Annotated in this window: 18 protein-coding genes and 4 tRNA genes; 13 read left to right on the top strand and 9 right to left on the bottom strand. The window is 60.0% G+C overall.

Translation table 11 applies throughout. The annotated features are described in order from the left end of the window. Nucleotides 1–5: 5 nt before the first annotated feature. Together GV818_RS07355 and GV818_RS07350 are read right to left on the bottom strand one after the other, a co-directional pair. Nucleotides 6–3,479 carry a hybrid sensor histidine kinase/response regulator gene (locus GV818_RS07355; RefSeq protein WP_161776218.1) on the bottom strand — a complete coding sequence of 1,158 codons (3,474 nt, stop codon included), beginning with the start codon at nt 3,477–3,479 and terminating at the stop codon, nt 6–8. Between the two features lie 133 nt (nt 3,480–3,612). Then, nucleotides 3,613–4,158 (bottom strand): TetR/AcrR family transcriptional regulator, encoded by a 546-nt coding sequence (locus GV818_RS07350; protein WP_161755922.1) that lies wholly within the window; start codon nt 4,156–4,158, stop codon nt 3,613–3,615. A gap of 92 nt (nt 4,159–4,250) precedes the next feature. Here GV818_RS07350 and GV818_RS07345 point away from each other — a divergent pair, with 92 nt between their 5' ends. Beyond that, nucleotides 4,251–5,453 carry an MFS transporter gene (locus tag GV818_RS07345; protein WP_161776216.1) on the top strand — a complete coding sequence of 401 codons (1,203 nt, stop codon included), beginning with the start codon at nt 4,251–4,253 and terminating at the stop codon, nt 5,451–5,453. Between the two features lie 10 nt (nt 5,454–5,463). Here GV818_RS07345 and GV818_RS07340 read toward each other — a convergent pair whose 3' ends face one another. After that, on the bottom strand, nt 5,464–6,435 hold the full coding sequence (locus GV818_RS07340; protein ID WP_161776214.1) for a GlxA family transcriptional regulator: 972 nt from the start codon (nt 6,433–6,435) through the stop codon (nt 5,464–5,466). A gap of 247 nt (nt 6,436–6,682) precedes the next feature. On the opposite strand from GV818_RS07340, the gene GV818_RS07335 reads away from it, so the two are divergent. From GV818_RS07335 to GV818_RS07325, 3 genes are all read left to right on the top strand, one after another. Next, complete coding sequence (locus GV818_RS07335) at nt 6,683–6,994, top strand: cupin (RefSeq protein WP_161755919.1); 312 nt, start codon at nt 6,683–6,685, stop codon at nt 6,992–6,994. Nucleotides 6,995–7,100: 106 nt separating this feature from the next. Next, nucleotides 7,101–8,252: a TDT family transporter gene (locus GV818_RS07330; protein WP_161776212.1), complete on the top strand. Its 1,152-nt coding sequence runs from the start codon at nt 7,101–7,103 to the stop codon at nt 8,250–8,252. Nucleotides 8,253–8,335: 83 nt separating this feature from the next. Further along, nucleotides 8,336–10,210 (top strand): MFS transporter, encoded by a 1,875-nt coding sequence (locus tag GV818_RS07325; RefSeq protein WP_161776210.1) that lies wholly within the window; start codon nt 8,336–8,338, stop codon nt 10,208–10,210. Between the two features lie 63 nt (nt 10,211–10,273). On the opposite strand, the gene sugE is transcribed toward GV818_RS07325, so the two are convergent. The 3 genes from sugE to rdgC all read right to left on the bottom strand — a co-directional run bounded on the left by sugE (nt 10,274) and on the right by rdgC (nt 12,670). Further along, nucleotides 10,274–10,591 carry a quaternary ammonium compound efflux SMR transporter SugE gene (gene sugE, locus GV818_RS07320; RefSeq protein WP_161755916.1) on the bottom strand — a complete coding sequence of 106 codons (318 nt, stop codon included), beginning with the start codon at nt 10,589–10,591 and terminating at the stop codon, nt 10,274–10,276. 117 nt (nt 10,592–10,708) lie between these two features. Further along, nucleotides 10,709–11,674, bottom strand: a complete 966-nt coding sequence (locus GV818_RS07315; RefSeq protein WP_161776209.1) for a bile acid:sodium symporter family protein — start codon at nt 11,672–11,674, stop codon at nt 10,709–10,711. Between the two features lie 75 nt (nt 11,675–11,749). Continuing rightward, on the bottom strand, nt 11,750–12,670 hold the full coding sequence (gene rdgC / locus GV818_RS07310) for a recombination-associated protein RdgC (protein ID WP_161755915.1): 921 nt from the start codon (nt 12,668–12,670) through the stop codon (nt 11,750–11,752). Between the two features lie 160 nt (nt 12,671–12,830). Between rdgC and GV818_RS07305 the strand changes: the two genes are divergently transcribed. The 4 genes from GV818_RS07305 to GV818_RS07290 all read left to right on the top strand — a co-directional run bounded on the left by GV818_RS07305 (nt 12,831) and on the right by GV818_RS07290 (nt 13,374). Then, a tRNA-Val gene (locus GV818_RS07305) sits at nt 12,831–12,906 on the top strand. Nucleotides 12,907–12,925: 19 nt separating this feature from the next. Further along, nucleotides 12,926–13,002 (top strand) — tRNA-Asp (locus GV818_RS07300). Nucleotides 13,003–13,202: 200 nt separating this feature from the next. After that, a tRNA-Val gene (locus tag GV818_RS07295) sits at nt 13,203–13,278 on the top strand. A 19-nt stretch (nt 13,279–13,297) separates the two neighbouring features. Further along, a tRNA-Asp gene (locus GV818_RS07290) sits at nt 13,298–13,374 on the top strand. 579 nt (nt 13,375–13,953) lie between these two features. On the opposite strand, the gene GV818_RS07285 is transcribed toward GV818_RS07290, so the two are convergent. Together GV818_RS07285 and GV818_RS07280 are read right to left on the bottom strand one after the other, a co-directional pair. Then, a complete protein-coding gene (locus GV818_RS07285; protein WP_161776208.1) occupies nt 13,954–15,123 on the bottom strand; it encodes a catalase family protein in 1,170 nt (389 codons plus the stop codon). Continuing rightward, nucleotides 15,120–16,928: a di-heme-cytochrome C peroxidase gene (locus GV818_RS07280; RefSeq protein WP_178124786.1), complete on the bottom strand. Its 1,809-nt coding sequence runs from the start codon at nt 16,926–16,928 to the stop codon at nt 15,120–15,122. The genes GV818_RS07285 and GV818_RS07280 overlap by 4 nt, the downstream gene beginning before the upstream one ends. Before the next feature lie 268 nt (nt 16,929–17,196). On the opposite strand from GV818_RS07280, the gene GV818_RS07275 reads away from it, so the two are divergent. The 5 genes from GV818_RS07275 to GV818_RS07255 all read left to right on the top strand — a co-directional run bounded on the left by GV818_RS07275 (nt 17,197) and on the right by GV818_RS07255 (nt 19,905). Further along, entirely contained in the window at nt 17,197–17,910 is a 714-nt protein-coding gene (locus tag GV818_RS07275) for an FKBP-type peptidyl-prolyl cis-trans isomerase (RefSeq protein ID WP_161755913.1), read from the top strand. Between the two features lie 292 nt (nt 17,911–18,202). Then, nucleotides 18,203–18,658 carry a YkvA family protein gene (locus GV818_RS07270; RefSeq protein ID WP_161776207.1) on the top strand — a complete coding sequence of 152 codons (456 nt, stop codon included), beginning with the start codon at nt 18,203–18,205 and terminating at the stop codon, nt 18,656–18,658. Between the two features lie 114 nt (nt 18,659–18,772). Then, nucleotides 18,773–19,114 carry a helix-turn-helix domain-containing protein gene (locus GV818_RS07265; protein ID WP_161776206.1) on the top strand — a complete coding sequence of 114 codons (342 nt, stop codon included), beginning with the start codon at nt 18,773–18,775 and terminating at the stop codon, nt 19,112–19,114. Beyond that, nucleotides 19,111–19,482 (top strand): hypothetical protein, encoded by a 372-nt coding sequence (locus tag GV818_RS07260; RefSeq protein WP_003179080.1) that lies wholly within the window; start codon nt 19,111–19,113, stop codon nt 19,480–19,482. The genes GV818_RS07265 and GV818_RS07260 overlap by 4 nt, the downstream gene beginning before the upstream one ends. After that, on the top strand, nt 19,483–19,905 hold the full coding sequence (locus GV818_RS07255) for a sel1 repeat family protein (RefSeq protein ID WP_161755910.1): 423 nt from the start codon (nt 19,483–19,485) through the stop codon (nt 19,903–19,905). Here GV818_RS07255 and GV818_RS07250 read toward each other — a convergent pair. After that, entirely contained in the window at nt 19,850–21,682 is a 1,833-nt protein-coding gene (locus GV818_RS07250) for a bifunctional diguanylate cyclase/phosphodiesterase (RefSeq protein ID WP_161755909.1), read from the bottom strand. The two genes, GV818_RS07255 and GV818_RS07250, sit on opposite strands and share 56 nt — an antisense overlap. Nucleotides 21,683–21,704: the final 22 nt, after the last annotated feature.

The raw sequence follows: 21,704 nt of genomic DNA, 5'->3' as shown, positions 1-21,704 counted from the left end.
GGTCATCAACCCAAGGGCAGATGCCGGCTCAGCAGGGCGCGCAACGCCGCGGGCTTCACCGGCTTGGCCAGATAGTCCAGTCCCGCTGCATGTACCTGGGTGACCATCTCCGGACGGCCATCGGCGCTGATGACCACTCCGGGCACCGGTTCGCCCAGTTGTGTGCGTAGCCAGGCCATGACCTCGGTGCCGGTTTCGCCGTCGTCCAGGTGGTAGTCCACCAGCGCCAATTGCGGGCGGACCCCCTCCTTGAGCAGCGCGGCGCACTCATCACGGTTGCGCGCGGTCCAGACCTGGCAGCCCCAGCGTGTAAGCAGGCTGTTCATGCCGATCAGAATACTGTCTTCATTATCTACGCAGAGCACTTGCCCGCCGTTGAGGGGCTGCCCGTTCAGTTCGGTAGCCTTGTCTGGCGCGACTGCGCTGCTGAGGACCAGGGGCACGCTGACACTGAACACACTGCCTTTGCCAGGCCATGAACGCACCTGCAAGGGATGGCCGAGCACCCGGCACAGGCCGTCGGCAATCGCCAGTCCCAGTCCCAGGCCTTTCTCGGCGCGGGTCTGATGGCTGTCCAGGCGCTTGAATTCCTCGAAAATCACCTGCTGCTTGTCCAGCGGAATGCCTGGTCCCTGGTCCCAGACCTCCAGACTCAGTGAGTCTCCATGGCGACGCGCTCCCAGCAGTACCGGACCCTTGGCGTAGCGGAAGGCGTTGGTCAGGAAGTTCTGCAGGACCCGCCGCAACAGCTTGCTGTCGCTGTCAATACGCAGGCGACTGCCGCGCACGCGAAACTGCAAGCCCTGTTCCTGGGCCAGGGCCTTGAATTCGGTGCCCAGGGTGTCGAACAGTTCATTGAGGGCGAAGGGCTTGCGATCGGGGGTGATCTTGCCGTTTTCCAGGCGCGAGATGTCCAGCAGGTCGCTGATCAGGTCTTCTGCAGAGCGTAACGAACTGTCCAGGTGCTGGACCAGTTGCTGGGCGTCGGCAGACAGCCCATCGTCCTGGTGGGAGAGGGCGGCGGAGAACAGGCGTGCGGCGTTCAAGGGTTGCATCAGGTCATGACTGACCGCTGTCAGAAAGCGGGTCTTGGACTGGTTGGCGGCTTCCGCCGTGCCCTTGGCTTCGGTCAGCGCCGCGTTGAGTTGTGACAGTTCGTGGGTACGTTCGGCTACCCGCTGTTCCAGGCCTTCGTTGGCTTCGGTGAGGGCTTGTTCGGCTTCGCGGAACGGGGTGATGTCGGTGAAACTCATGACGAAGCCGCCGCCGGGCATTGGGTTGCCGATCAACTCGATGACCCGGCCATTGGGGAACAGTCGTTCGGAAGTGTGGGCCCGTCCCTGGCGCATCCAGTGCAGGCGCCGCGCCACGTGGACTTCCGCTTCGCCGGGGCCGCACAGGCCGCGTTCGGCATTGTGCCGAATGATGTCGGCAATTGGCCTACCGACACTGATCAAGCCTTCGGGGTAGTTGAACAGCTCCAGATAGCGACGGTTCCAGGCCACTAGTTTCAGCGACTGGTCCACCACGCTGATGCCCTGGGTGATGTTTTCGATCGCTCCCTGTAGCAGTGCACGGTTGAACTGCAGCACCTCGGATGCTTCGTCGGCGATACGTACCACATCCTCCAGTTGCATCTCCCGCCCTTCGATGGCGGCCTTGACCACGGCGCGGGTCGAGGAGGCCCCAAGGACCCCGGCCAGCAGGCGTTCGGTGTGCGCGATCCACTCGCCGTCGGCGTTCTGGTTGGGGTTGAAGCCTTTGCCCTGGCGGTAGGCGAAGCGGATGAAGCTCTGGCGGGCGCGTTCTTCACCGACAAAGCGGGCTGCCAGCTTCAGCAGGTCGTCGATCTGCACCGACAGCATCGAGCGTGAGCCGAGACGTCCGCTGATCTCCTGGCCGATGAAGCGCCCGGCTTGCCAGTGTTCGGAAACCCGGGTGCGCGATAGCACCGAGACCCAGGCGAACAGCGTGAAGTTGCCGGCCAGGGACAGCACTACGCCTTGGGTCAATGGGGTGATCGGCAGGTTCAGTGGGTTGCCGTGCAGCCAGGCCAAACCTGGGAAGCTGTTCAGGGACCAGCCCAGGCTGTGGGCGGCGATGGGTAGGACCAGGGTGTAGAACCAAAGGAAGGTGCCGGTTGCCAGGCCGGCGAAAACGCCGCGACGGTTGGCTTGTTTCCAGTACAACGCACCGAGCATGGCTGGGGCCAGTTGGGTCACGGCAGCGAAGGCGATCTGGCCGATGGTGGCCAGGCTGGCTGTGGAGCCCAGCAGGCGATAACTGACGTAGGCCAGTAACAAGATGGCGACGATGCTGACCCGGCGTACCGAGAGCATCCAGTGGCGGAAGACTTCGAAAGGCCGTTCGGCGTTTTTGTGCCGCAGCAGCCAGGGCAGCAGCATGTCGTTAGAAACCATAGTCGATAGCGCGACGCTGGCGACGATCACCATGCCGGTGGCCGCCGATGCGCCACCGATGAATGCCAACAGGGCCAGGGCCGGATGGGCCTGGGCCAGGGGCAGGCTGATGACGAAGGAGTCTGGCAACACACTGCTGGGCAGGAGCATTTGCCCAGCCAGGGCGATGGGCACTACAAACAGTGCGGCCAGGGCCAGGTAGGCCGGAAACACCCATTTGGCAAGGCGCAGATCCTGGGGTTCGATGTTCTCCACCACGGTGACGTGGAACTGCCGTGGCAGGCAGATGATCGCCATCATTGCTACACCGGTCTGGACCACCATCGACGGCCAGTTGATGGTTTCCTTCCAGTACTGCTCCAGGCGCGGTGCCAGCATGGCCTGGTTGAACAGGTCGTCGAAGCCGTCATACAGGCCAAAGGTCACAAAGGCGCCCACGGCGAGGAAGGCAAACAGCTTGACCAGGGATTCGAAGGCAATCGCCAGCACCATGCCCCGGTGGTGTTCGGTGGCGTCGAGGTTGCGGGTGCCGAAGACGATGGTGAACAGGGCCAGGATCAGCGACACGATCAGCGCCGTGTCCTGTGCTCGCGTGCCCATGGCGTCGGCTCCGGCGCCGATCAGCAGGTTGACCCCGAGCACGATGCCTTTGAGTTGCAGGGCAATGTAGGGCAGCACCCCCACCATGCAGATCAACGCCACCACCACTGCCAGGGACTGGGATTTGCCATAGCGGGCGGCAATGAAGTCGGCGATGGAGGTGATGTTCTCCTGTTTGCTGATCATCACCATCTTCTGCAACACCCAGGGCGCGAACACCAGCAGCAGGATGGGGCCCAGGTAGATCGGCAGGAACGCCCAGAGTTGTTCGGCGGCTTGGCCCACTGCGCCAAAGAAGGTCCAGCTGGTGCAATAGACGGCCAGCGACAGGCTGTATACCCAGGCCCGTACCCGCGGTGGCAGGGGCGTGCTGCGACGATCACCGTAGAAGGCGATGGCGAACATGATGGCCATATAGGCCAGGGCAACGGCGGCGATCAGCCCGCTGGACAACGACATGGAAACTCCGAAGCAAAGACGCCGGGCACCTCAGCCCGGCCAGACAGTCTGGCACGATGTTGAGTTGGCGTCAGTGTCGACCAAGGTCTCAGCGCGGCCTGATGTCGCACGGCTGTACAGCCGTGCGGGCGGGCTATGGCTGCAGGGCAATCTCGATCAGTTCATGGAGTTCCTGCACCGGCAGCGGTGCGGCGGAGAACAGAATTCGGAACACCGTGGGCGCTACTATCAGGTTCAGCAGGCGGTCGATGCCCGGCAGGTTTTCTTCGCTGCCCGGATAGCGTTCGATAATGCTCTGCAACTGAGCGCTGAGGATGGTCACGCAATAGCCTGGGGTCGCGCTGCATTGCACGTCGCGCATCATGTTGCGTCCAGGTTCCGAACTCATTTCATCCAGGTATTGCTCGGCCCAGGCCTGCAGGTCGCCGCGCAGGGTGCCGGTGTTGGCTGGTTCGCTATCCGGACGCATGCGCGCCAGGGCGACATCGGCTAGCAGGGCTGATAGGTCGCCCCAGCGACGATAGATGGTCGAGGGCGTGACCCCGGCGCGGCTGGCGATCTGCGGTACGGTCAGGGTCGAGCGTTCCTGTTCGTCAAGAAGCTCGCGGACCGCGGTATGGATGGACTCCTGAACCCGGGCGCTGCGACCGCCAGGGCGTAAACCTTCTCTAATAGTCATGGGGTCGAACCTTAACACAAAGAATTTGCTTTAAGCCCGTGACAGTCGCACACTCCACAAAAGCAAAATATTAGCTTTAGTGGAGCGTGTTCATGTCCGGTGTTATCGACACTTGCGTGTCTAACCGTCGCAGTCTGGTGTTTCTGGCCATTACCCTGCTCAGCTTTCTGGCGGCATCCAGCGTACCGACGCCGCTGTATCACCTGTATCAGGAATCCCTGCACTTCTCGCCGGCAGTCTTGACCCTGGTCTTCGGGGTCTATGCCTTGAGCTTGTTGGCGGCCTTGCTGACAGTGGGGTCGCTGTCGGATTACCTGGGGCGCCGGCCGGTGATTTTTGTCGCCTTGCTGATCAATATCCTGGCAATGCTGCTGTTCATCAATGAAAGCAGTGTGCAGTGGCTGATTGCTGCGCGCGTGATGCAGGGGTTTGCCACTGGCATGGCCACCAGCGTGCTCGGTGCCGCGTTGCTGGACACAGACCGCCGGCAGGGGCCCTTGGTCAATAGCGTTGCTCCATTGCTGGGGATGGCTTGTGGTGCCATGGGAGCCAGCCTGCTGGTGGAATTTGCGCCATGGCCGCTGCAACTGAGTTATTGGTTGCTGCTGGGAGTGTTCCTGGTCCAGGCGCTGTATGTCTGGCGTCTGCCGGAAAGTGTCAGTCCGCAAGCGGGTGCCTGGGCTTCCCTGCGGCCCAGGCTGCATGTCCCGCCACAAGCACGGTGGGCTTTATGGCTGGCGTTGCCGGTGGATGTGGCGGTCTGGGCGGTGGGCGGCTTTTATCTGTCCCTGGCGCCGTCCCTGGTGCGGGCCGCTACCGGGTCCACCTCGAACCTGATCGGCGGTGCACTGGTGGCCGTGCTGACACTCAGTGGCGCGCTGATGATCTTCTCCCTGCGTCAGCGCCCGGCGGACAAAGTCCTGCGTTTGGGGGCGGGCTTGTTGGCGGTGGGAGTGATGCTGATTCTCGGTGCGGTGCATAGCGCCAGCCTGATGCTGTTCTTCTTCGGCACCCTGGTGCTGGGCAGTGGCTTTGGCGCCGGATTTCTCGGTGCACTGCGCAGCGTGGTGCCTCTGGCCTTGCCTCACGAGCGGGCGGGCTTGATGTCGGCGTTTTATGTGTTGAGTTATCTGGCCTTTTGCCTGCCGGCGCTGCTGGCAGGAAGTCTCACGCGCAGCTTCGGCCTGATTGCCACCACCGATGGTTATGGGGCAGTGCTGATCCTGCTGTCCCTTGGCGCTCTGTTGGCCCTGATGCGCCGCCGCTCAGCCTCGGCTTGTGGCGCTGGACTCTGAATCAGGCGTCTCAAGGGCGTCGGTACTGCGCCCGATAAGCCGAAGGGGAGAGATGTAGCACTGCATTGAAATGCTGGCGCATGGATAGAGTGCTGACAAAGCCTGACTCCACGGCAATGGCGTCGATGCTCTGCTGGCTGGTTTCCAGCAGGCGCTGGGCATGGTTCAGGCGTCGACCAAGCAACCATTGGCCCAAGGTGGTGCCAGTCAGTTGGCGGAAATGCCGAGTGAAAGAGCGTCGACTCATGGTTGCGCGCTCAGCCAGTGAGTCCAGTGAGTGGTTCCGAGTGAAGTTCTCTCCCAGCCATTGCAACAGCTGCCCCATAGGATTGCGCTCGCCAGCCTGGGGCAGGGGGTGGTCGATGAATTGGGCCTGGCCGCCGGAACGATGAGGAGCGATCACCAAGCGACGGGCCAGCTTGTGGGCGCTCTGGGCGCCGCACAACTGTTGTAGCAGATACAGGCAGCAATCCAGCCCGGCAGCGGTACCTGCGGAAGTGAGCAGGGTACCGGCTTGGGCATATAGCACGTCGGCGTCCAGTTCCACCTCTGGGTATTTTTCGCTGAACGCCCGGGCCCAGTGCCAGTGAGTAGTGGCTTTGTGGCCATTCAAGAGCCCGGTCTCGGCCAGGACAAAGGCCCCGAGGCACAGTCCCACCAGGCGTGCGCCCCGCTGATGAGCGTTGTACAGCGCATCGAGCAGCACTTGGGGCGGTCGCTCCAGGCTGTCGCGCCAGGAAGGCATGACAATCACGTCAGCCTCGTGCAACTCGCTCAGGTCGTGGTGGACAGTGATCTCGAAACCGGCGGATGTTCGCAGTGGCAGGCTCTCGAAGGCACAGACTCGCACCTGAAAGCGTGGCAGTTCGAAATCCTGGTGTTGTTCATCGAATACCAGCAATGGTACTGACAGGTGAAAGGGGCTGATGCCATCAAAGGCGATCACCGCAACGCGCAAAGGTGGATCGACATCGGCGTGCATGCTTGGGCCAAGGTGAAAGGATTGGCCCGATTCTATCGGAAGGTGGCTTTCTGGCCACTTACTAACAGCGCTGACCAAGGTCACCCTGGATGCTCGCTTTTTGCTCTGAAGGAGTGCACACCATGTCCCCTGTATTTCGTTATCTGCTGATCGGTAATGACTGGCGTGCGCTGTGTCTCGCCTGCTACTGGGTTGAAGCCGCTCGACAACTGGGTGGAGCGATGGGAGCGCGGTGGGGGAGTAAGACATGAAGGTCATTCGCAGTGCCGAGTTTGTCGGTGATCGAGCCTGGGCGGCACTGGATATTGCCAGCATGAATGGCATCAGTACGCGCCTGCACTGGACCGACCAGCCCTATCGATGGCACATCAATGACGGCCAGGAAGTTTTTGTGGTCCTGACCGGCCGGGTGCAGATGCACTATCGCCAGGAAGGTCGGGAGCAGGCGGTGATGCTGGAGGTTGGAGATATCTTCTACGCCGACCTTGGCACCGAGCACGTGGCTCATCCGCAAGGGGTCGCCAGAGTGCTGGTGATCGAGTCCGAGGGCAGTGTCTAGCTGTATATTTATAAAATAGATAACAGATAGAGAAATTACCCGTTATATAGATATTCGATTAGGTTCTACCATTGGCTCCACCTCATCAGGGGACAGGAGACACGCCATGACATGTACCCATAGCAGCAAACCCGGCCACCGGCCCTTGAGCCATTTACAACACCCCCGCGAAGCCATTCGCCAATTCACCCCCAACTGGTTCGCGGCCACCATGGGCACCGGCGTCTTGGCGTTGGCCCTGGCCCAGTGGCCGGCCGAGGTTCCCGGGCTGCACCTGGTGGCCGAGGGGTTCTGGTGGCTGACCATCGCTTTGTTCGTGTTGTTTACGCTGATGTATACCGCGCGCTGGGTGTTGTTCTTCGATGAGGCGCGACGGATTTTCGGGCATTCCACGGTCTCGATGTTCTTTGGCACCATTCCGATGGGCCTGGCGACCATCATTAATGGCTTGCTGCTGTTCGGTATCCCTCGCTGGGGCGAGGGTGTCGTGAACCTGGCGCAAGTACTCTGGTGGCTGGATGTGGCGATGTCCCTGGCGTGCGGGATCCTGATCCCCTACATGATGTTCACCCGCCAGGAACACAGCATCGATCAGATGACCGCTGTCTGGCTGTTGCCGGTGGTGGCGGCTGAAGTGGCGGCGGCCAGTGGCGGCCTGCTGGCACCCCATCTGCAGGACGCCCACGGGCAACTGGTGATGCTCAGTACCAGCTATGTGCTGTGGGCCTTTTCGCTGCCGGTGGCATTCAGCATCCTGACCATCCTGCTGCTGCGCATGGCCCTGCATAAATTGCCCCACGAAAGCATGGCGGCCTCGAGCTGGCTGGCCTTGGGGCCGATTGGTACCGGCGCCCTGGGTATGCTGGTGCTGGGGGCCGATGCGCCGGCAATCTTCAGCGCCAACGGCTTGCCAGGTATCGGCGAGATTGCTGCCGGCCTGGGGCTTGTGGCAGGGCTGACGCTATGGGGGTTTGGCCTGTGGTGGATGCTGATGGCGGTGCTGATTACCCGACGCTACCTGCGTGAAGGCATCCCCTTCAACCTCGGCTGGTGGGGCTTCACCTTCCCGTTGGGCGTGTATTCGCTGGCCACCCTGAAACTGGGCAGCACCTTGCACCTGGGGTTCTTCAGTGTGTTCGGCGCGGTGCTGGTGGTGGCCCTGGCGGCGATGTGGCTGATCGTGGCCAAGCGCACGGTCCAGGGTGCATATAAAGGAGAGCTGTTTGTTTCGCCGTGTATTGCAAGCCTACGGAAATAATCGCCAAAGATAGGTAAGGTTGTGGCCTGGATCGACGTTCGACATTCCAATAACAGTATCCACGCCACTCAGGGACATGGAAGATGAGTCACCCCTCGCAGTTCACCTTGCTTCGCAAGCGGCGGTTTCTGCCGTTTTTCATCACGCAGTCCCTTGGCGCTTTCAACGACAACATCTTCAAGCAATCGTTGATCCTGGCCATTCTCTACAAGTTGAGCATCGAGGGTGATCGCTCGATCTGGGTCAACCTCTGTGCCTTGCTGTTCATCTTGCCGTTCTTTCTGTTTTCGGCCCTGGCCGGGCAGTTTGGCGAAAAGTTCGCCAAGGATGCGTTGATCCGCCTGATCAAGTTGGGTGAGATTGCGATCATGCTGGTGGGGGCGGTGGGATTCGTCTTCGATCACTTGTCGCTGATGCTGGTGGCGCTGTTCGCCATGGGCACCCATTCGGCGCTGTTCGGTCCGGTGAAGTATTCGATCTTGCCCCAGGCACTGCGTGAAGAAGAGTTGGTGGGAGGCAACGGCCTGGTGGAAATGGGCACCTTCCTGGCGATTCTGGCGGGCACTATCGGTGCCGGGATCATGATGTCCTCGGCGCATTACGCGCCGATTGTCTCGGGCGCCATCATCGGTGTCGCGGTGCTGGGCTATCTGGCTAGCCGGGCCATTCCCCGGGCCGCTGCGGCTACCCCGGACATGCGTCTGAACTGGAACATCTTCAGTCAGTCCTGGGCTACGTTGCGCCTGGGCCTAGGGCAGACCCCGGCGGTGTCTCGATCGATTGTCGGCAACTCCTGGTTCTGGTTCGTCGGGGCGATCTACCTGACCCAGATCCCGGCGTATGCCAAGGAGTGGATGCACGGCGACGAGACCGTGGTGACACTGATCCTTACCGTGTTCTCGGTGGGTATCGCATTAGGCTCGATGCTGTGCGAGAAGCTTTCAGGGCGCAAGGTCGAGATCGGTCTGGTGCCGTTCGGCTCCTTTGGCCTGACGGTCTTCGGCCTGTTGCTGTGGTGGCATTCTGGTGGGATTCCGGAAAGCGCCAACGGCCATGGCTGGATTGAAGTGCTGGGCTTTACCCATGCCTGGTGGGTGCTGTTCGACGTGCTGGGTCTTGGGGTCTTTGGTGGCTTCTACATTGTCCCGCTGTATGCGTTGATCCAGTCCCGTACTCCGGAGAATGAGCGAGCCCGAGTGATTGCGGCCAACAACATTCTCAATGCGCTGTTCATGGTGGTGTCGGCGATTGTCTCCATTGTCATGCTGAGCATGGTCGAACTGACCATTCCCCATCTGTTCCTGGTGGTGTCGCTGCTCAATATCGCGGTCAACGTCTACATCTTCAAAGTAGTGCCCGAGTTCAGCATGCGCTTCATGATCTGGCTGCTCAGCCATTCCATGTACCGTGTCGAGCATCGCAACCTGGAGCTGATTCCCGATGAGGGGGCAGCCTTGCTGGTGTGTAATCACGTGTCTTTCGTCGATGCCCTGCTGATCGGCGGAGCGGTCCGTCGGCCGATTCGCTTCGTGATGTACTACAAGATCTACAACCTGCCGGTGTTGAACTTCATCTTCCGTACCGCTGGGACCATCCCCATTGCTGGTCGGCACGAAGACCTGCAGATCTATGAAAAAGCGTTCAAGAAGATTGCCGAGTACCTGCGTGATGGTGAGTTGGTGTGCATTTTTCCCGAGGGTAAGTTGACTGCCGATGGCGAGATCAACGAGTTCAAGGGCGGCCTCACGCGGATTCTCGAAGAAACCCCAGTGCTGGTGATTCCCTTGGCTTTGCAAGGCTTGTGGGGGAGTTTCTTCAGTCGTGATCCGAACAAAGGCTTGTTCCATCGCTTCTGGTCGCGAGTGACCTTGGTGGCCGGGCCCATGGTGGCCGTGGAAGCTGCCGAGCCAGTGCAGTTGCAGGCGATGGTGGGGCAGTTGCGCGGACCCCGTCGCTAGTGATCTGACGGATACAAAAACGCCCGCAATGTTGCGGGCGTTTTTATTTCTGCGGCGGGGCTATCAGCTGGCGCTGACTTTCAATCCCACCAGGCCGGCGATGATCAGCGCCACACTGGCCAAGCGCATAATGGCCATGGATTCGCCGAACAGGATAATCCCGGCGATCACTGTGCCAATGGCGCCAACGCCGGTCCAGATCGCATAGGCGGTGCCCAGGGGCAGCTCCTTCATTGCCAGGCCCAGCAAGCCCAGGCTGATGGCCATCGCGATGATGGTCAGGGCGGTGGGCAGCGGACGGCTGAAGCCATCGGTGTATTTCAGGCCGACCGCCCAGCCCACTTCAAACAAACCGGCAAAAAACAAAATGATCCAGGACATGCGGACCTCATCGGTTGATGGGGTCGTCCCCAGAATTAATCACTCGATCGAGTCGCGAGGTCGTCCTCGCGCTGCGCAGTATACTGCTCAGCTTTCATCGGTCGATCAGTTTTTTGCTCAGTCATTGCTGAGTTGTGTTTCCGGTTCTTGCTCGGTTTCGTCGCGCATGCGACGGAAGTAGGTCGAGAGTAGGGCTCCGGAAATGTTGTGCCAGACACTGAACAACGCGCTGGGTACTGCCGCCAGCGGCGAAAAGTGCGCACTGGCCAGCGCCGCGCCTAAACCGGAGTTCTGCATGCCGACTTCCAGGGCCAGGGATTTGCGTTGGGCCAGCGGCAGCTTGAACACTCGCCCAGTGAAGTAGCCCAGCAAGTACCCGAAGCTGTTGTGCAGCATTACTACCGCCATGATCAGCAGGCCGGACTCGGCGATCTTCGCCTGGCTGGCGGCCACCACGGCGGTGACGATGATGACGATGCTGACCACCGAAACCAGTGGCAGTACTTCCACTGCACGTTGCACGCGATGGCCAAGCAGGCGCTGGGCCAGTACCCCCAGCACGATTGGCAGCAGCACCACTTGCAGGATCGACCAGAACAACTCCATGAAGGACACCGGTAACCAGGCTGAGGCCAGCAGCCAGATCAGCGCTGGAGTCAGCAGCGGCGCGAGCAGGGTGGTCACTGCGGCTATGGCCACCGACAGGGCCAGGTCGCCCCGAGCCAACCAGGTCATGACGTTGGACGAGGTGCCGCTTGGGCAGCAGCCGACAAGGATCACGCCGACGGCAATCTCCGGCGGCAGATGGAAGGCCTGGCAGAGCACCCAGGCCACACCGGGCATGATCACAAAATGCGCTACCACCCCCAGTGCTACGCGCCAGGGGTGGCGGGCTACCTCGGCAAAGTCCTCGAGCTTCAGGGTCAGGCCCATGCCGAACATCACCAGCCCCAGGAGGGGCACGATGGCGCCTTTGAGGCCGATGAACCAGCCAGGCTGAAAGAATGCCAGCACGGCAAAAATCAGTACCCAGTAAGCGAAGGTGTTGCCGACAAAGCGGCTCAGTGCAGCCAGTGCGCGCATGACCTGTTCCTTATTATGTGAAAACGCCACCGAAGGCGGTGGCGTCTGTTGCAGAGCGGCTATCCAGGCAAGGCGTCAGATGCCTTGTGGCGTCTCTTCGCCACCCAGGGCTTCGAATAGCGCCGGCAGGAAGTCGCCGAAGGTCAGCATCATCAGTGTGAAGCTGGCGTCCTGTTGGCCGAGGGCCTCATCGCCGCCGTCCTGTTCTGCTTGATCCTGCAGCAGGTCTTCGAACTTCAGGCGCTTGACCACCATCTTGTCGTCGAGCATGAAGGACAGTTTGTCCTGCCAGGCCAGGGACAGTTGAGTGACCACTTTGCCCGTACTCAGGTGCAGCTGGATTTCTTCGCTGGTCAGGTCCTGGCGCTTGCAGCGCACAATGCCGCCGTCTTCGTGGGTATCGCGCAGTTCGCATTCATCGAGGACAAAGAAGTCGTCGGCGGCTTTCTGGGTCTTGACCCAGTCGGTCATGATCGCCGTCGGGGCAATTTTCACGGTCAGTGGGCGTACGGGCAGGGTGCCGAGTACTTCGCGCAGAGTGGAGAGCAAGTCTTCGGCACGTTTCGGGCTGGCCGAGTTGACCAGGATCAGGCCCTGTTTCGGGGCGATGGCAGCGAAGGTCGAGGAGCGGCGGATAAAGGCGCGGGGCAGGAACGCCTGGATGATTTCATCCTTGATCTGATCGCGTTCCTTCTTATAGACCTTGCGCATCTGCTCGGCTTCGATCTCTTCGACCTTTTCCTTCACCGCGTCGCGTACCACGCTGCCTGGCAGAATGCGCTCTTCCTTGCGCGCCGCGACCAGCAGGAAGTCCTGGCTGACGTGGACCAAGGGGGCGTCTTCACCTTTGCCGAACGGAGCGACGAAACCGTAAGTGGTCAACTCCTGGCTTGCACAGGGGCGCGCCAGTTTGGTCGCCAGTGCAGTTTCCAGCGCCTGCGCATCAACAGGCAGATCTTGGGTCAGGCGGTAGATAAGCAGGTTCTTGAACCACATGGGGTGAATCTCTCCTTTATACAAAGGGGGGCATTATTCTCCGCGCAGCTCCATAGGCCAACCCTCCGCTAAGCCTTTGGAAGGCCTGATAAAATTATTTTAAAAAGTGCTTGCCAGAGTAATGGCTGCTCCGTAGAATGCGCGCCACACCGAACGTGAAGGGTGATTAGCTCAGCTGGGAGAGCGTCTGCCTTACAAGCAGAATGTCGGCGGTTCGATCCCGTCATCACCCACCATTCGCATTCAGTGTTACGCGCAGCGGTAGTTCAGTCGGTTAGAATACCGGCCTGTCACGCCGGGGGTCGCGGGTTCGAGTCCCGTCCGCTGCGCCATATTCGGTAACCTGGAACACTGAACGCCAGGTCACCACAGAAAGCCCGCTAGCGCGGGCTTTTTGCTGTAAGCAGTTGTTGTAAAGAGTTCCGTGGGTCGTGTTGCAGTTCATTGAAATTCGATTTTTTTAATAAAATTATTAATTAAATCAACACATTATGAATTTCTGTGGCATAATGCGCCCCGCAACGAAGGTAAAGGGTGATTAGCTCAGCTGGGAGAGCGTCTGCCTTACAAGCAGAATGTCGGCGGTTCGATCCCGTCATCACCCACCACTTACTTTCAACGCTACGCGCAGCGGTAGTTCAGTCGGTTAGAATACCGGCCTGTCACGCCGGGGGTCGCGGGTTCGAGTCCCGTCCGCTGCGCCATATTCGCTCCTTCAGGCCCACTGAACGCCTGGGAGCTACAAGAAAAGCGGCCTATGGCCGCTTTTTTTCGTTCATGGCCCAGCCACTGCATTTCTTGTCTGCTCTTGGCAGCACGCTGTCGATCCAGAAATCCCTCCCAAGCCGGCTCGGTTGTTTGAACGAGTGCGTTGAGGCCGCTCGATGAATTGGCGGTGATCCTCGGTGCATGGGTTGGCAACGGTCGCGACAGCGATATGCTCAACCACCCCGTGGCGCTAGGGGGCTGAGCACTCACAACAGCGCTCGGCTTAGCGGTAAAGCCACTCCCTGTGCCGGTGTCGTTTATGGCCTCAATGACAATCACTCGGTCTACGTCTGCGATACCAGCATCTTCAAGCCGCAGATCGTGTGTGACAGCGATGGTGCAATTCTGCAGTCGGATGTATTCGATAAAAATACATCCACACCTTGGATGCCAACTTCTGCAGCTTCACGTATACCGCCCCGCGCAACCTGATGCTGGGTGCCTGCTACGACTTCTGACGGTTGGCGAGGCATAAAAAAGCCCCGAACTTGTCGGGGCTTTTTTATGCGTGCAGATTACGGTTCGGCATTACGGCGGTGCCGATAGTCGCTGACCGCTTCATACACAGCTTTGCGCAAACGGTTGATGCCGCCAATCGGTCGATGGGCTTCCAGACCGAACCAGGGGTTGAAGGATTGGTTGTCACACGCCAGGTTCTGCGCCGGGGTATCGAAGTCCTGGGCGGGGATCTTCATTCGGGCCACTGTTTCAAACGCTGAATCACTCTCCTTCCACTGGATGCTGGTGTCTTCGATCGGCATGAAGCGGCTTGGGTCTTGGCGCTGGATCTGCAGGACAAAGCAGGCGGCGACTCGATCGGTCGACAGCTGTTGCAGCAGAGCACTGCGCAGGAAGTTCGGCAGGTCCTGATTTTGCGTCGGCAGCTTGTAGCTCGGACAGCTGTCCGGGTCCGGCAGTACTCGGAATTTAGCGTTGGCGTTGCCGAACTTGTAGGGCGAGACGGAAAAGTAAGTGGTCTGGGTCGGGCTGGCCGGTGCCGGTGACAGAGTCGCCAAAGCGATGAGCAGATGGCGGATCTGCCAACTGCGTGGATTCCAGGTGGGGAAGAAGGCGCCGACTTTCTTACCGTCCGCCTGAGCGCCGATGTTCTGTTGATACTCGGCCACATCACTGACGAAGAAGTTCGGATGGTTGAACATCACGAAATCCTGCTCGCGGCGACCCGACTCTGAGGGCAGCAGCTGCCGTCCTGGGACATCCAGCAGCTTGATCGCCATGCCACGGGCATCGCGAATGCTGTCGAACTGTGGATAAGCGTTGCCGTTGGACAGGCGCACCAGCGCTTGCCAGGTTTGCCCGGGAGTGGCGAACACTCCCTGGCGCAGTTGCGGATCCAGCTCCGCGAGCACCTGGACTTCGGCTTTCACGCAGCCGTGGGCCTTGGCATGGGCGTCACGCAGGTAGCGGGTGCCTTCGCGGTGCTGATCCACGATGCGCACGGCGGTCTGGATAATGTCTTGGGTGCGTGCGGTCTCATCCGTCGGAATCTGTTCTTCCACCGCCACCGGGCCGCGGTGCTGCCAGGCAAACCAGGCGCTGGCCAGGCCCCATCCGATCAGTCCGACGCACAGCAGAATCAGTACCAGCTTGCCCAGCAGGGCTCCTAGGCGTAGCCAGAGCCGGCCCAGCAGGGACGGCCGTTTTCTTGCGAGATCGAGTTTCATGGCAATTGCGACTCCAGCGGTCCGCCCAGAACTTTCAGGTATTCCAGCAATGCCCAGCGTTCTTCAGGCTGCAGCAGCGGGCCGATTACACCGTTACCGCGCTGACCGGCGCGGAACTCATGGCCACTGTTGTGGTTGCCACTGATACGGGTATCGAATTCAAAGCCGTTGGCGAATGCCTCGGTGCGATAGCCCAGGTGTTTCGGATCGTATTCGAAGGTGCCGCGATAGAACGTTGTCGAGCGCTCTGATTGCGGTGATAGCAACTGGTAAAGGCTGGGGACCGAGCCATTGTGCAGGAACGGCGGTGTGGCCCAGACCCCGGCCAGTGGGCGTGCCTTGTAGGCGCGCAGTTCACGTACGCCAATGGGCAGCCCGTAGCCGTCCAGGCGTGGGCGTTCTTCTGGGGTGACCTGGGCGTCGCGGTAGGCGCGCTCTTCGACGAAGGCAGTGATATAGGCCAGGCCCTTGGCCGCCGAGAGCTGATGCAGGTCCAGGGGCTCGGTCGGTGTCGGGTGCAGTTGAACGTTGGACTTGGTCAGTTCAGTGATGTCCCACTGCAAGGCACTCAAATCGTAGCGTAGGTCGGCGATGTTGCTGGCGGAGTTCGGGTCGGTGCCGATGACCGCGACAGGCAGCATCTTCAGTTGCTGCACCGGGCGCCCGTTGTTGTCGCTGACGCTGGGGACATGGCACCCGGCGCAATGGTTGGCAAACAGTTCCCGGCCTTTGGCTGCTAGCGGCTGGTCAATGGCTCCCAGCAATTCCTCCGGCCAGGTGGGCGGCTTGAGTCGTTGCAGGGTTTCTTCGATCTTGTTCAGATCGCGGACCCGGACGCTGGATGGATAACGAGACTCACCGCTGAGAGGTTGGCCGGCGTCATCGAACAGGTTCAGGGTTGCACCGACGCCAAGGGCTTCGCCGATATTGCGCGCCATGGGTTGTTGTGCCGAGCCGTTCCACTGCACCCAGTCGAAGGTCCAGATGTCCCATAGTTGTGGGTAATCCACGGGGGCATTGGCCACGCGGTAGTTCTCGGGGGAGATCGCATCACCGAAGCTGGCGTTGGCGATCCGGCCGAAGGCATCGGTGCGGCCGGGGCCCTCTTCGGTGGGATAAAGACCGCGGTGTGTGTCGTTCCAGGCCACCTTGAGGAAAGTGTCCAGCGAGACTTTGAGATCCTTGCGCAATTGTTCGTGTTGGGCGTTGTAGTCCTGGCCTAACACGTTGCGGGCGAAGCGCTCGAATTTCCACGGGTTGTAGTAGGTCGCCGTCAGGCTGGTCACCAGGGCCTGGCCGAAGCTGCCACCGCGCAGGGTCGGTACGCTTGAGGGCAGTACATGCTGGGCCGAGCCGCCATCGATTCGCAGTGCCTGATGGTTGAAGCGTAACTCGCCGGTGTGGCAGGCGGCGCAGGTGATGTCCAGATACTCGGCTTGGCTGCCGGGATTCTGGTGCCGGGCGAAACCCACGGGCAGGTTGCCGGGATTGTCGGCAGTAGCCTTTTGTCCCGGCTCCACCAGGAAGCCGAAGCGTGCCAAGTATTCGGGAGCCGCAAAGGGCTGCTGGGAGAAGGGCAGTTCCAGGGCGGTGAACCACTCATAGCGTAGGCCTTTGACCTGAGTGCCTTGAGGGGTGAAATAGAAGATCTGACGGTCGGCGGCATCCCATTGATTTAGGTAGTGCACCTTCTCGACCGGGATATAGGCGGGGAGTCTCGGATTAGCGATGTAGTACAGGACCACAGCCAGGGTCAGGCCGATCAGCACGGCAATTAACAGCAACACACGGTATAAGAGGCGCAAGATGTACGTCCTTGTCGAATTTCGCTTCCTTATGCCTGAGCTCAACTGACGCGGCAAGTAGCCATTACTTGAGCTAAGGTTACTCGCGCCCTTTCAAACGCCTAGTTGAGTTGTCTGGGCAGGGTGTACCCAGAGCACAAAAACGCTTTTAAAGACGTGAACTTATCGGACATTTACTACTCTTACGCCGGTAGCCATTGGTCGTGGTCGCCTGATAAGCTCGCGGCTTTATTCGATTGCCCTTTAGGCGCATGAACAAGGAAATAGCATGAAACAGCATCGGTTGGCGGCGGCGGTGGCCCTGGTTAGCCTGGTACTCGCGGGTTGTGACTCGCAGACCAGCGTAGAGCTGAAAACCCCGGCGCAAAAAGCTTCCTACGGGATCGGCCTGAACATGGGCAAAAGCCTTGCCCAGGAAGGCATGGATGACCTGGATTCGAAAGCGGTAGCCCAGGGCATTGAAGATGCCGTCGGCAAGAAAGAACAGAAGCTGAAAGATGAAGACTTGGTCGAAGCCTTTGCCGCGCTGCAAAAGCGTGCTGAAGAGCGCATGGCCAAGATGAGTGAAGAGTCGGCTGCGGCAGGCAAGAAGTTCCTCGAAGAAAACGGCAAGAAAGCGGGTGTGACTACTACCGCTTCCGGCCTGCAATACGAAGTGCTGAAGAAGGCCGACGGTGCTCAGCCGAAAGCGACCGACGTAGTGACCGTTCACTACACCGGTACCCTGACCAACGGCACAGTGTTCGACAGCTCGGTAGAGCGTGGCAGCCCGATCGATCTGCCGGTCAGCGGTGTGATCCCGGGTTGGGTCGAAGGCCTGCAACTGATGCACGTTGGTGAGAAGTACAAGCTGTTCATCCCAAGCGACCAGGCTTACGGCGCGCAAAGCCCAAGCCCGGCGATTCCAGCCAACTCGGTACTGGTATTCGAATTGGAGCTGCTGGGTATCAAGGATCCAGCCAAGCAGGACGCCGCCAAGTAACCTGCGTCAGCGCCTGAAGCAACGCCCCGTTTTTACGGGGCGTTGTCGTTTCTGCGGGACGCTGCTGGCAAATAATCCGAACCGGCAGCATCGTAGGCGGTCTGAACAGGGTGTTGGCGATGGCTAGTCGCTGAAGGCTGCCAAGTCAATGAAATTATGGGTTTTTTTATGTGAGTAAAAAACGCCCGATCTGAGCTCAGCCCTTATGAAACGGGGCTTGCAGCCGTGAAAAAGAGCTCTGTTCACAAGGTTATCCACAATTTGTGTGGATAACATTTCAGTGGGAGTGATGATGAAGGCACCCTGGAATTTTGCCCGTTTCCTACCCTTGGCCGGTCGGTTGCTGAGTCGCGGCCGTTTGCCGACGCTGTTGTTCGCGGTGGCCAGCAAAGGTGCCAGCCAGGGTGGACGCCTGGGTAAGGTCAAGGAGGACCTGCGGCTGTTGCAGGCGCTGTGCTTGGCCTACTGGCGGGGCGAGTACCGGGCCATCAGCCCCAAGGCCTTGTTGTCGGTGGTGGCGGGCCTGATGTACTTCCTCAGTCCGGTAGACGCGATTCCTGATTTCATCCCTGTATTCGGCATGCTCGATGACATTGCCGTGCTCGCGTGGTTGATGAAGACCCTGGATGACGAACTCAATGCCTTCCGCTCCTGGCGTAATCGCCAGGTGCCGGAAAAACTCGCGGTGGTCGAACGGCTGCCGGATACACTCCAACAGCTGCAACTGGAGGCACCACGGAAAAACTGAGGTGATTTTCTTACTCCCGTAACAATCATGCTCCCCGCGACCGCCGCCGCTGTTAGGATTACACTTCAAGGGAAAAGTCCGACTCGCTAAGTGTCGTTGTCCTACGGGGTAGTAATGGATATCCAGATTATTGAACGCGATGGCGAGCCCGAGTATGCGGTTCTGCCGTGGGCTCAGTATCAAGCTTTATTGACAGCCGCAGGCTTCACCGATCAAGCACCGCACGCTGCTGCAACGTCTCAGGCAGCGACACCAGCCCAGAGTCTTCCGGGCCTGGATCAACTACGAAATCTGCGTGAAGAGAAGGGCATCGCCATTGAGGCGTTGGCCCGCAAAGTAGGTATCAGTCCGTCTTACCTGGCCCTGATTGAAAGTGGCGAGCGTCTACCCGACGCTGCGATTCGCCGCAGCTTGGCTTGGGAGTTGACGGTGCCGGGGTGGAGGGAGCAATTGTGAGTGTAAGGATCAGTCGTCAGCACTGGGATGGGCTGTTGGGTGAGTTGGATCAGGCCCGTCGTCAACGCCATCTTTTAACCTATCGTGCGTTGCTGGAGCGTTTGCAGTTACCCAGCCCGGCCATGCAAACCTTGACCGCGGCGCTTGAACATCTGGCCGCCCTGGATGCGCGGGCCGAGCAGCCATTGCGCAGTTCCCTGGTGATCAGCCAGGGTGCCAGCCGTTTGCCGCGCACCGGATTCTTTGAATGCGTGGAGCGCCTGGGGCGTTTTTCCGGGCCTTCCGATGGCGTTGCCGCCGCTTCATGGCACGCCTCGGAAGTGGTGCGAGTGTTCGAGTACGAGTACCCCGAATCAGCGGAGGCTTAAATGTTCTGGCGACTCAAGGCACGGCTCAGTTACTGGCTGGCGCGACGGCTGTTTCATTGGCCATGGTTGGTCCGCGAACCTCGTAGTTGGCGCTGGATGGAAGGGCAGTTCGCGCGTATGGCCAACTTGGGCGACGTCGACGCGCAAAGTTTCTACGGGCACATCCTAACCTTTCGTGGGCGAGGGCTTGGGGCGCGGGAGGAGGGCATCCGCCTGCTGCGTCTGGCCGCGCTATCTGGTGACGGCAAAGCAGCCTATCAACTTGGCGTGATCAGTCTTGCCGGATCCACCAGCAAAGCGCCTGACGCTGCAGAGGCGGCGCGTTGGTGGAAGCTCTCAGCCCAGGCCGGGCATCCTCTGGCGGATCTCAAGCTGACGCAGTTAAATCAGTCGGCTGATCCCGATCCCGCGTCGGCTCATTGACAACGCTGGTACCCAGGCAGGCTGCGGTTTCCAGGCTATCGATCACATGGATACTGTAGCCCTGCACATTCTTGGCGTGATGCTTGGCTTGGGAAGCCAGCTCCGCCAATTGGCTGGAATCCAGTTGTCCACAGGCCTGTGGATACAAATGCACCACGCCGATGGACAGTGACAGCAGGGGGAACTCCTGGCGAACCCCTTGTCGATTGAGAGCGACAAAACAGCCGGCTTCCAGGTGTTCGCTGCGATAGAAGCGTCGACATTGGCTATGGAAGTCGTCCAGCAACTGGTTCAGCCGCTTGCGCCAGTCTTCCGGCCCCAGCACCAGCAGAAAATCATCCCCGCCAATATGCCCGACAAAGTCGCGGCTCGGGTCCACCCGATCATTCAGGCATTGCGCCAGGCACAGCAGGACTTCGTCGCCGCGGCCGTAGCCGTAGATATCGTTGAAGGGCTTGAAGCTGTCGATGTCCACATAGCAGATGACTGATTCTCGCCCTTGCTGCAACAGCCGGGTCAAGCACTGCTGGATTGGCACATTACCTGGTAGCAGGGTCAGTGGGTTGGCATAGCGGGCCTGCTGGATCTTCAGTTCGGTGATCAGCTTGAGTACGTCGATCACCCGGCCCAGCCCCAGGTAGTGGCCGTTTAGAGTGATGATGAAGTCTTCTTCAATGCGTTGCCGGGCACGGCTGGTGATCAGGCGGCTGACCTGTTGCAGGGATTGGCTGAGCTCAACGGCGAGGAAGTCATCGTTCATCAGCCGGCTGATGGGTTTGCGGGCGAAAAGATCGGTGGCAAAGGGCTTGAGCAAGGCGTCCGAGAGCGAATGCCGGTGGACGATCCCACAAGGCTGACCCTGCTCGTCAAGGACCGCCAGAGAGTTGAGATTGGCTTGCTGGCGGAAGGCCTCCAGCACGTTGGCGGTCGGAATGTCACGGGCCACCGCCGGCTGTTCTTTAAGCAGCGCACTGAGGTCGCTGCCTTCGTCGTTCAGCGCCACGCTGGTGTTGTCATGCTTGGGCATCATTGCCCGGGCATCCCGAGGTGGTTGTTCCTGAGGACGGCACAACAGGTAGCCCTGAATCAGATCAACGCCCATCTCGGTAAGCACTGCCAGTTCTTCGGCCATCTCGATCCCTTCGGCGATCACCAGGGCGCGGGAGGCCTTGGCGATCTGCAGGATCGAGCCGACGAACTCGCGCTTGAGGGCGTCCTGGTGGATGCCGTCGATGAAGTGCCGGTCGATCTTCACGTAGTCCGGTCGCAGCTCGGACCACAGGCGCAGGCTTGAGTAACCGGCGCCGAGGTCGTCCAGGGCAATGGAAAAGCCCATGTCGCGGTAATGATGCAGGGCATTCTGCAGCAGTTGGAAATCATCAATTGGCGTCTGCTCGGTGAGTTCGATCACCACCTGACTGGGTGGAATACCGAAGTCCTGGAGCAATTGCAGGGTGCGTCCGGGCTGGTGAGCTGCTTCCAGCAGGGATTCCGGAGAGACGTTGAGGAAGAGTTTGCCGGGTAGTTGCTGCTCGCTGAAACGTTTGCATGCGCTGTAGCGGCAGGCGATCTCCAGTTCGCTCAGGCGTCCAGCCTGGCGCGCTACCGCGAACAGCGCGACAGGGGAGTGCAGCGGGCTATTGGAGGGACCCCGACTCAAGGCCTCGTATCCGAGGATGCGTCGCTGCGAAAGGGAAACAATCGGCTGGAACAGGCTGTGTAGACTGCTTTGAGCCAGGATTGAACTCAATGCACTCAGCTGTTCGGTCGTGGTCATGGCGATCTCTGTCGATTAAAAA

It is taken from the genome of Pseudomonas sp. Fl4BN1, assembly GCF_009908285.1.
Taxonomy (GTDB): domain Bacteria; phylum Pseudomonadota; class Gammaproteobacteria; order Pseudomonadales; family Pseudomonadaceae; genus Aquipseudomonas.
The sequence above is the reverse complement of the archived record's forward strand: the minus strand, read 5'-3'. Positions and strand labels throughout refer to the sequence as shown.

Coding starts and splice junctions, on each gene's coding strand:
- GV818_RS07355 (WP_161776218.1), bottom strand. CDS start 3,479: ATGTCGTTGTCCAGCGGGCTGATCGCCGCCGTTGCCCTGGCCTATATG.
- GV818_RS07350 (WP_161755922.1), bottom strand. CDS start 4,158: ATGACTATTAGAGAAGGTTTACGCCCTGGCGGTCGCAGCGCCCGGGTT.
- GV818_RS07345 (WP_161776216.1), top strand. CDS start 4,251: ATGTCCGGTGTTATCGACACTTGCGTGTCTAACCGTCGCAGTCTGGTG.
- GV818_RS07340 (WP_161776214.1), bottom strand. CDS start 6,435: ATGCACGCCGATGTCGATCCACCTTTGCGCGTTGCGGTGATCGCCTTT.
- GV818_RS07335 (WP_161755919.1), top strand. CDS start 6,683: ATGAAGGTCATTCGCAGTGCCGAGTTTGTCGGTGATCGAGCCTGGGCG.
- GV818_RS07330 (WP_161776212.1), top strand. CDS start 7,101: ATGACATGTACCCATAGCAGCAAACCCGGCCACCGGCCCTTGAGCCAT.
- GV818_RS07325 (WP_161776210.1), top strand. CDS start 8,336: ATGAGTCACCCCTCGCAGTTCACCTTGCTTCGCAAGCGGCGGTTTCTG.
- sugE (WP_161755916.1), bottom strand. CDS start 10,591: ATGTCCTGGATCATTTTGTTTTTTGCCGGTTTGTTTGAAGTGGGCTGG.
- GV818_RS07315 (WP_161776209.1), bottom strand. CDS start 11,674: ATGCGCGCACTGGCTGCACTGAGCCGCTTTGTCGGCAACACCTTCGCT.
- rdgC (WP_161755915.1), bottom strand. CDS start 12,670: ATGTGGTTCAAGAACCTGCTTATCTACCGCCTGACCCAAGATCTGCCT.
- GV818_RS07285 (WP_161776208.1), bottom strand. CDS start 15,123: ATGAAACTCGATCTCGCAAGAAAACGGCCGTCCCTGCTGGGCCGGCTC.
- GV818_RS07275 (WP_161755913.1), top strand. CDS start 17,197: ATGAAACAGCATCGGTTGGCGGCGGCGGTGGCCCTGGTTAGCCTGGTA.
- GV818_RS07270 (WP_161776207.1), top strand. CDS start 18,203: ATGAAGGCACCCTGGAATTTTGCCCGTTTCCTACCCTTGGCCGGTCGG.
- GV818_RS07265 (WP_161776206.1), top strand. CDS start 18,773: ATGGATATCCAGATTATTGAACGCGATGGCGAGCCCGAGTATGCGGTT.
- GV818_RS07255 (WP_161755910.1), top strand. CDS start 19,483: ATGTTCTGGCGACTCAAGGCACGGCTCAGTTACTGGCTGGCGCGACGG.
- GV818_RS07250 (WP_161755909.1), bottom strand. CDS start 21,682: ATGACCACGACCGAACAGCTGAGTGCATTGAGTTCAATCCTGGCTCAA.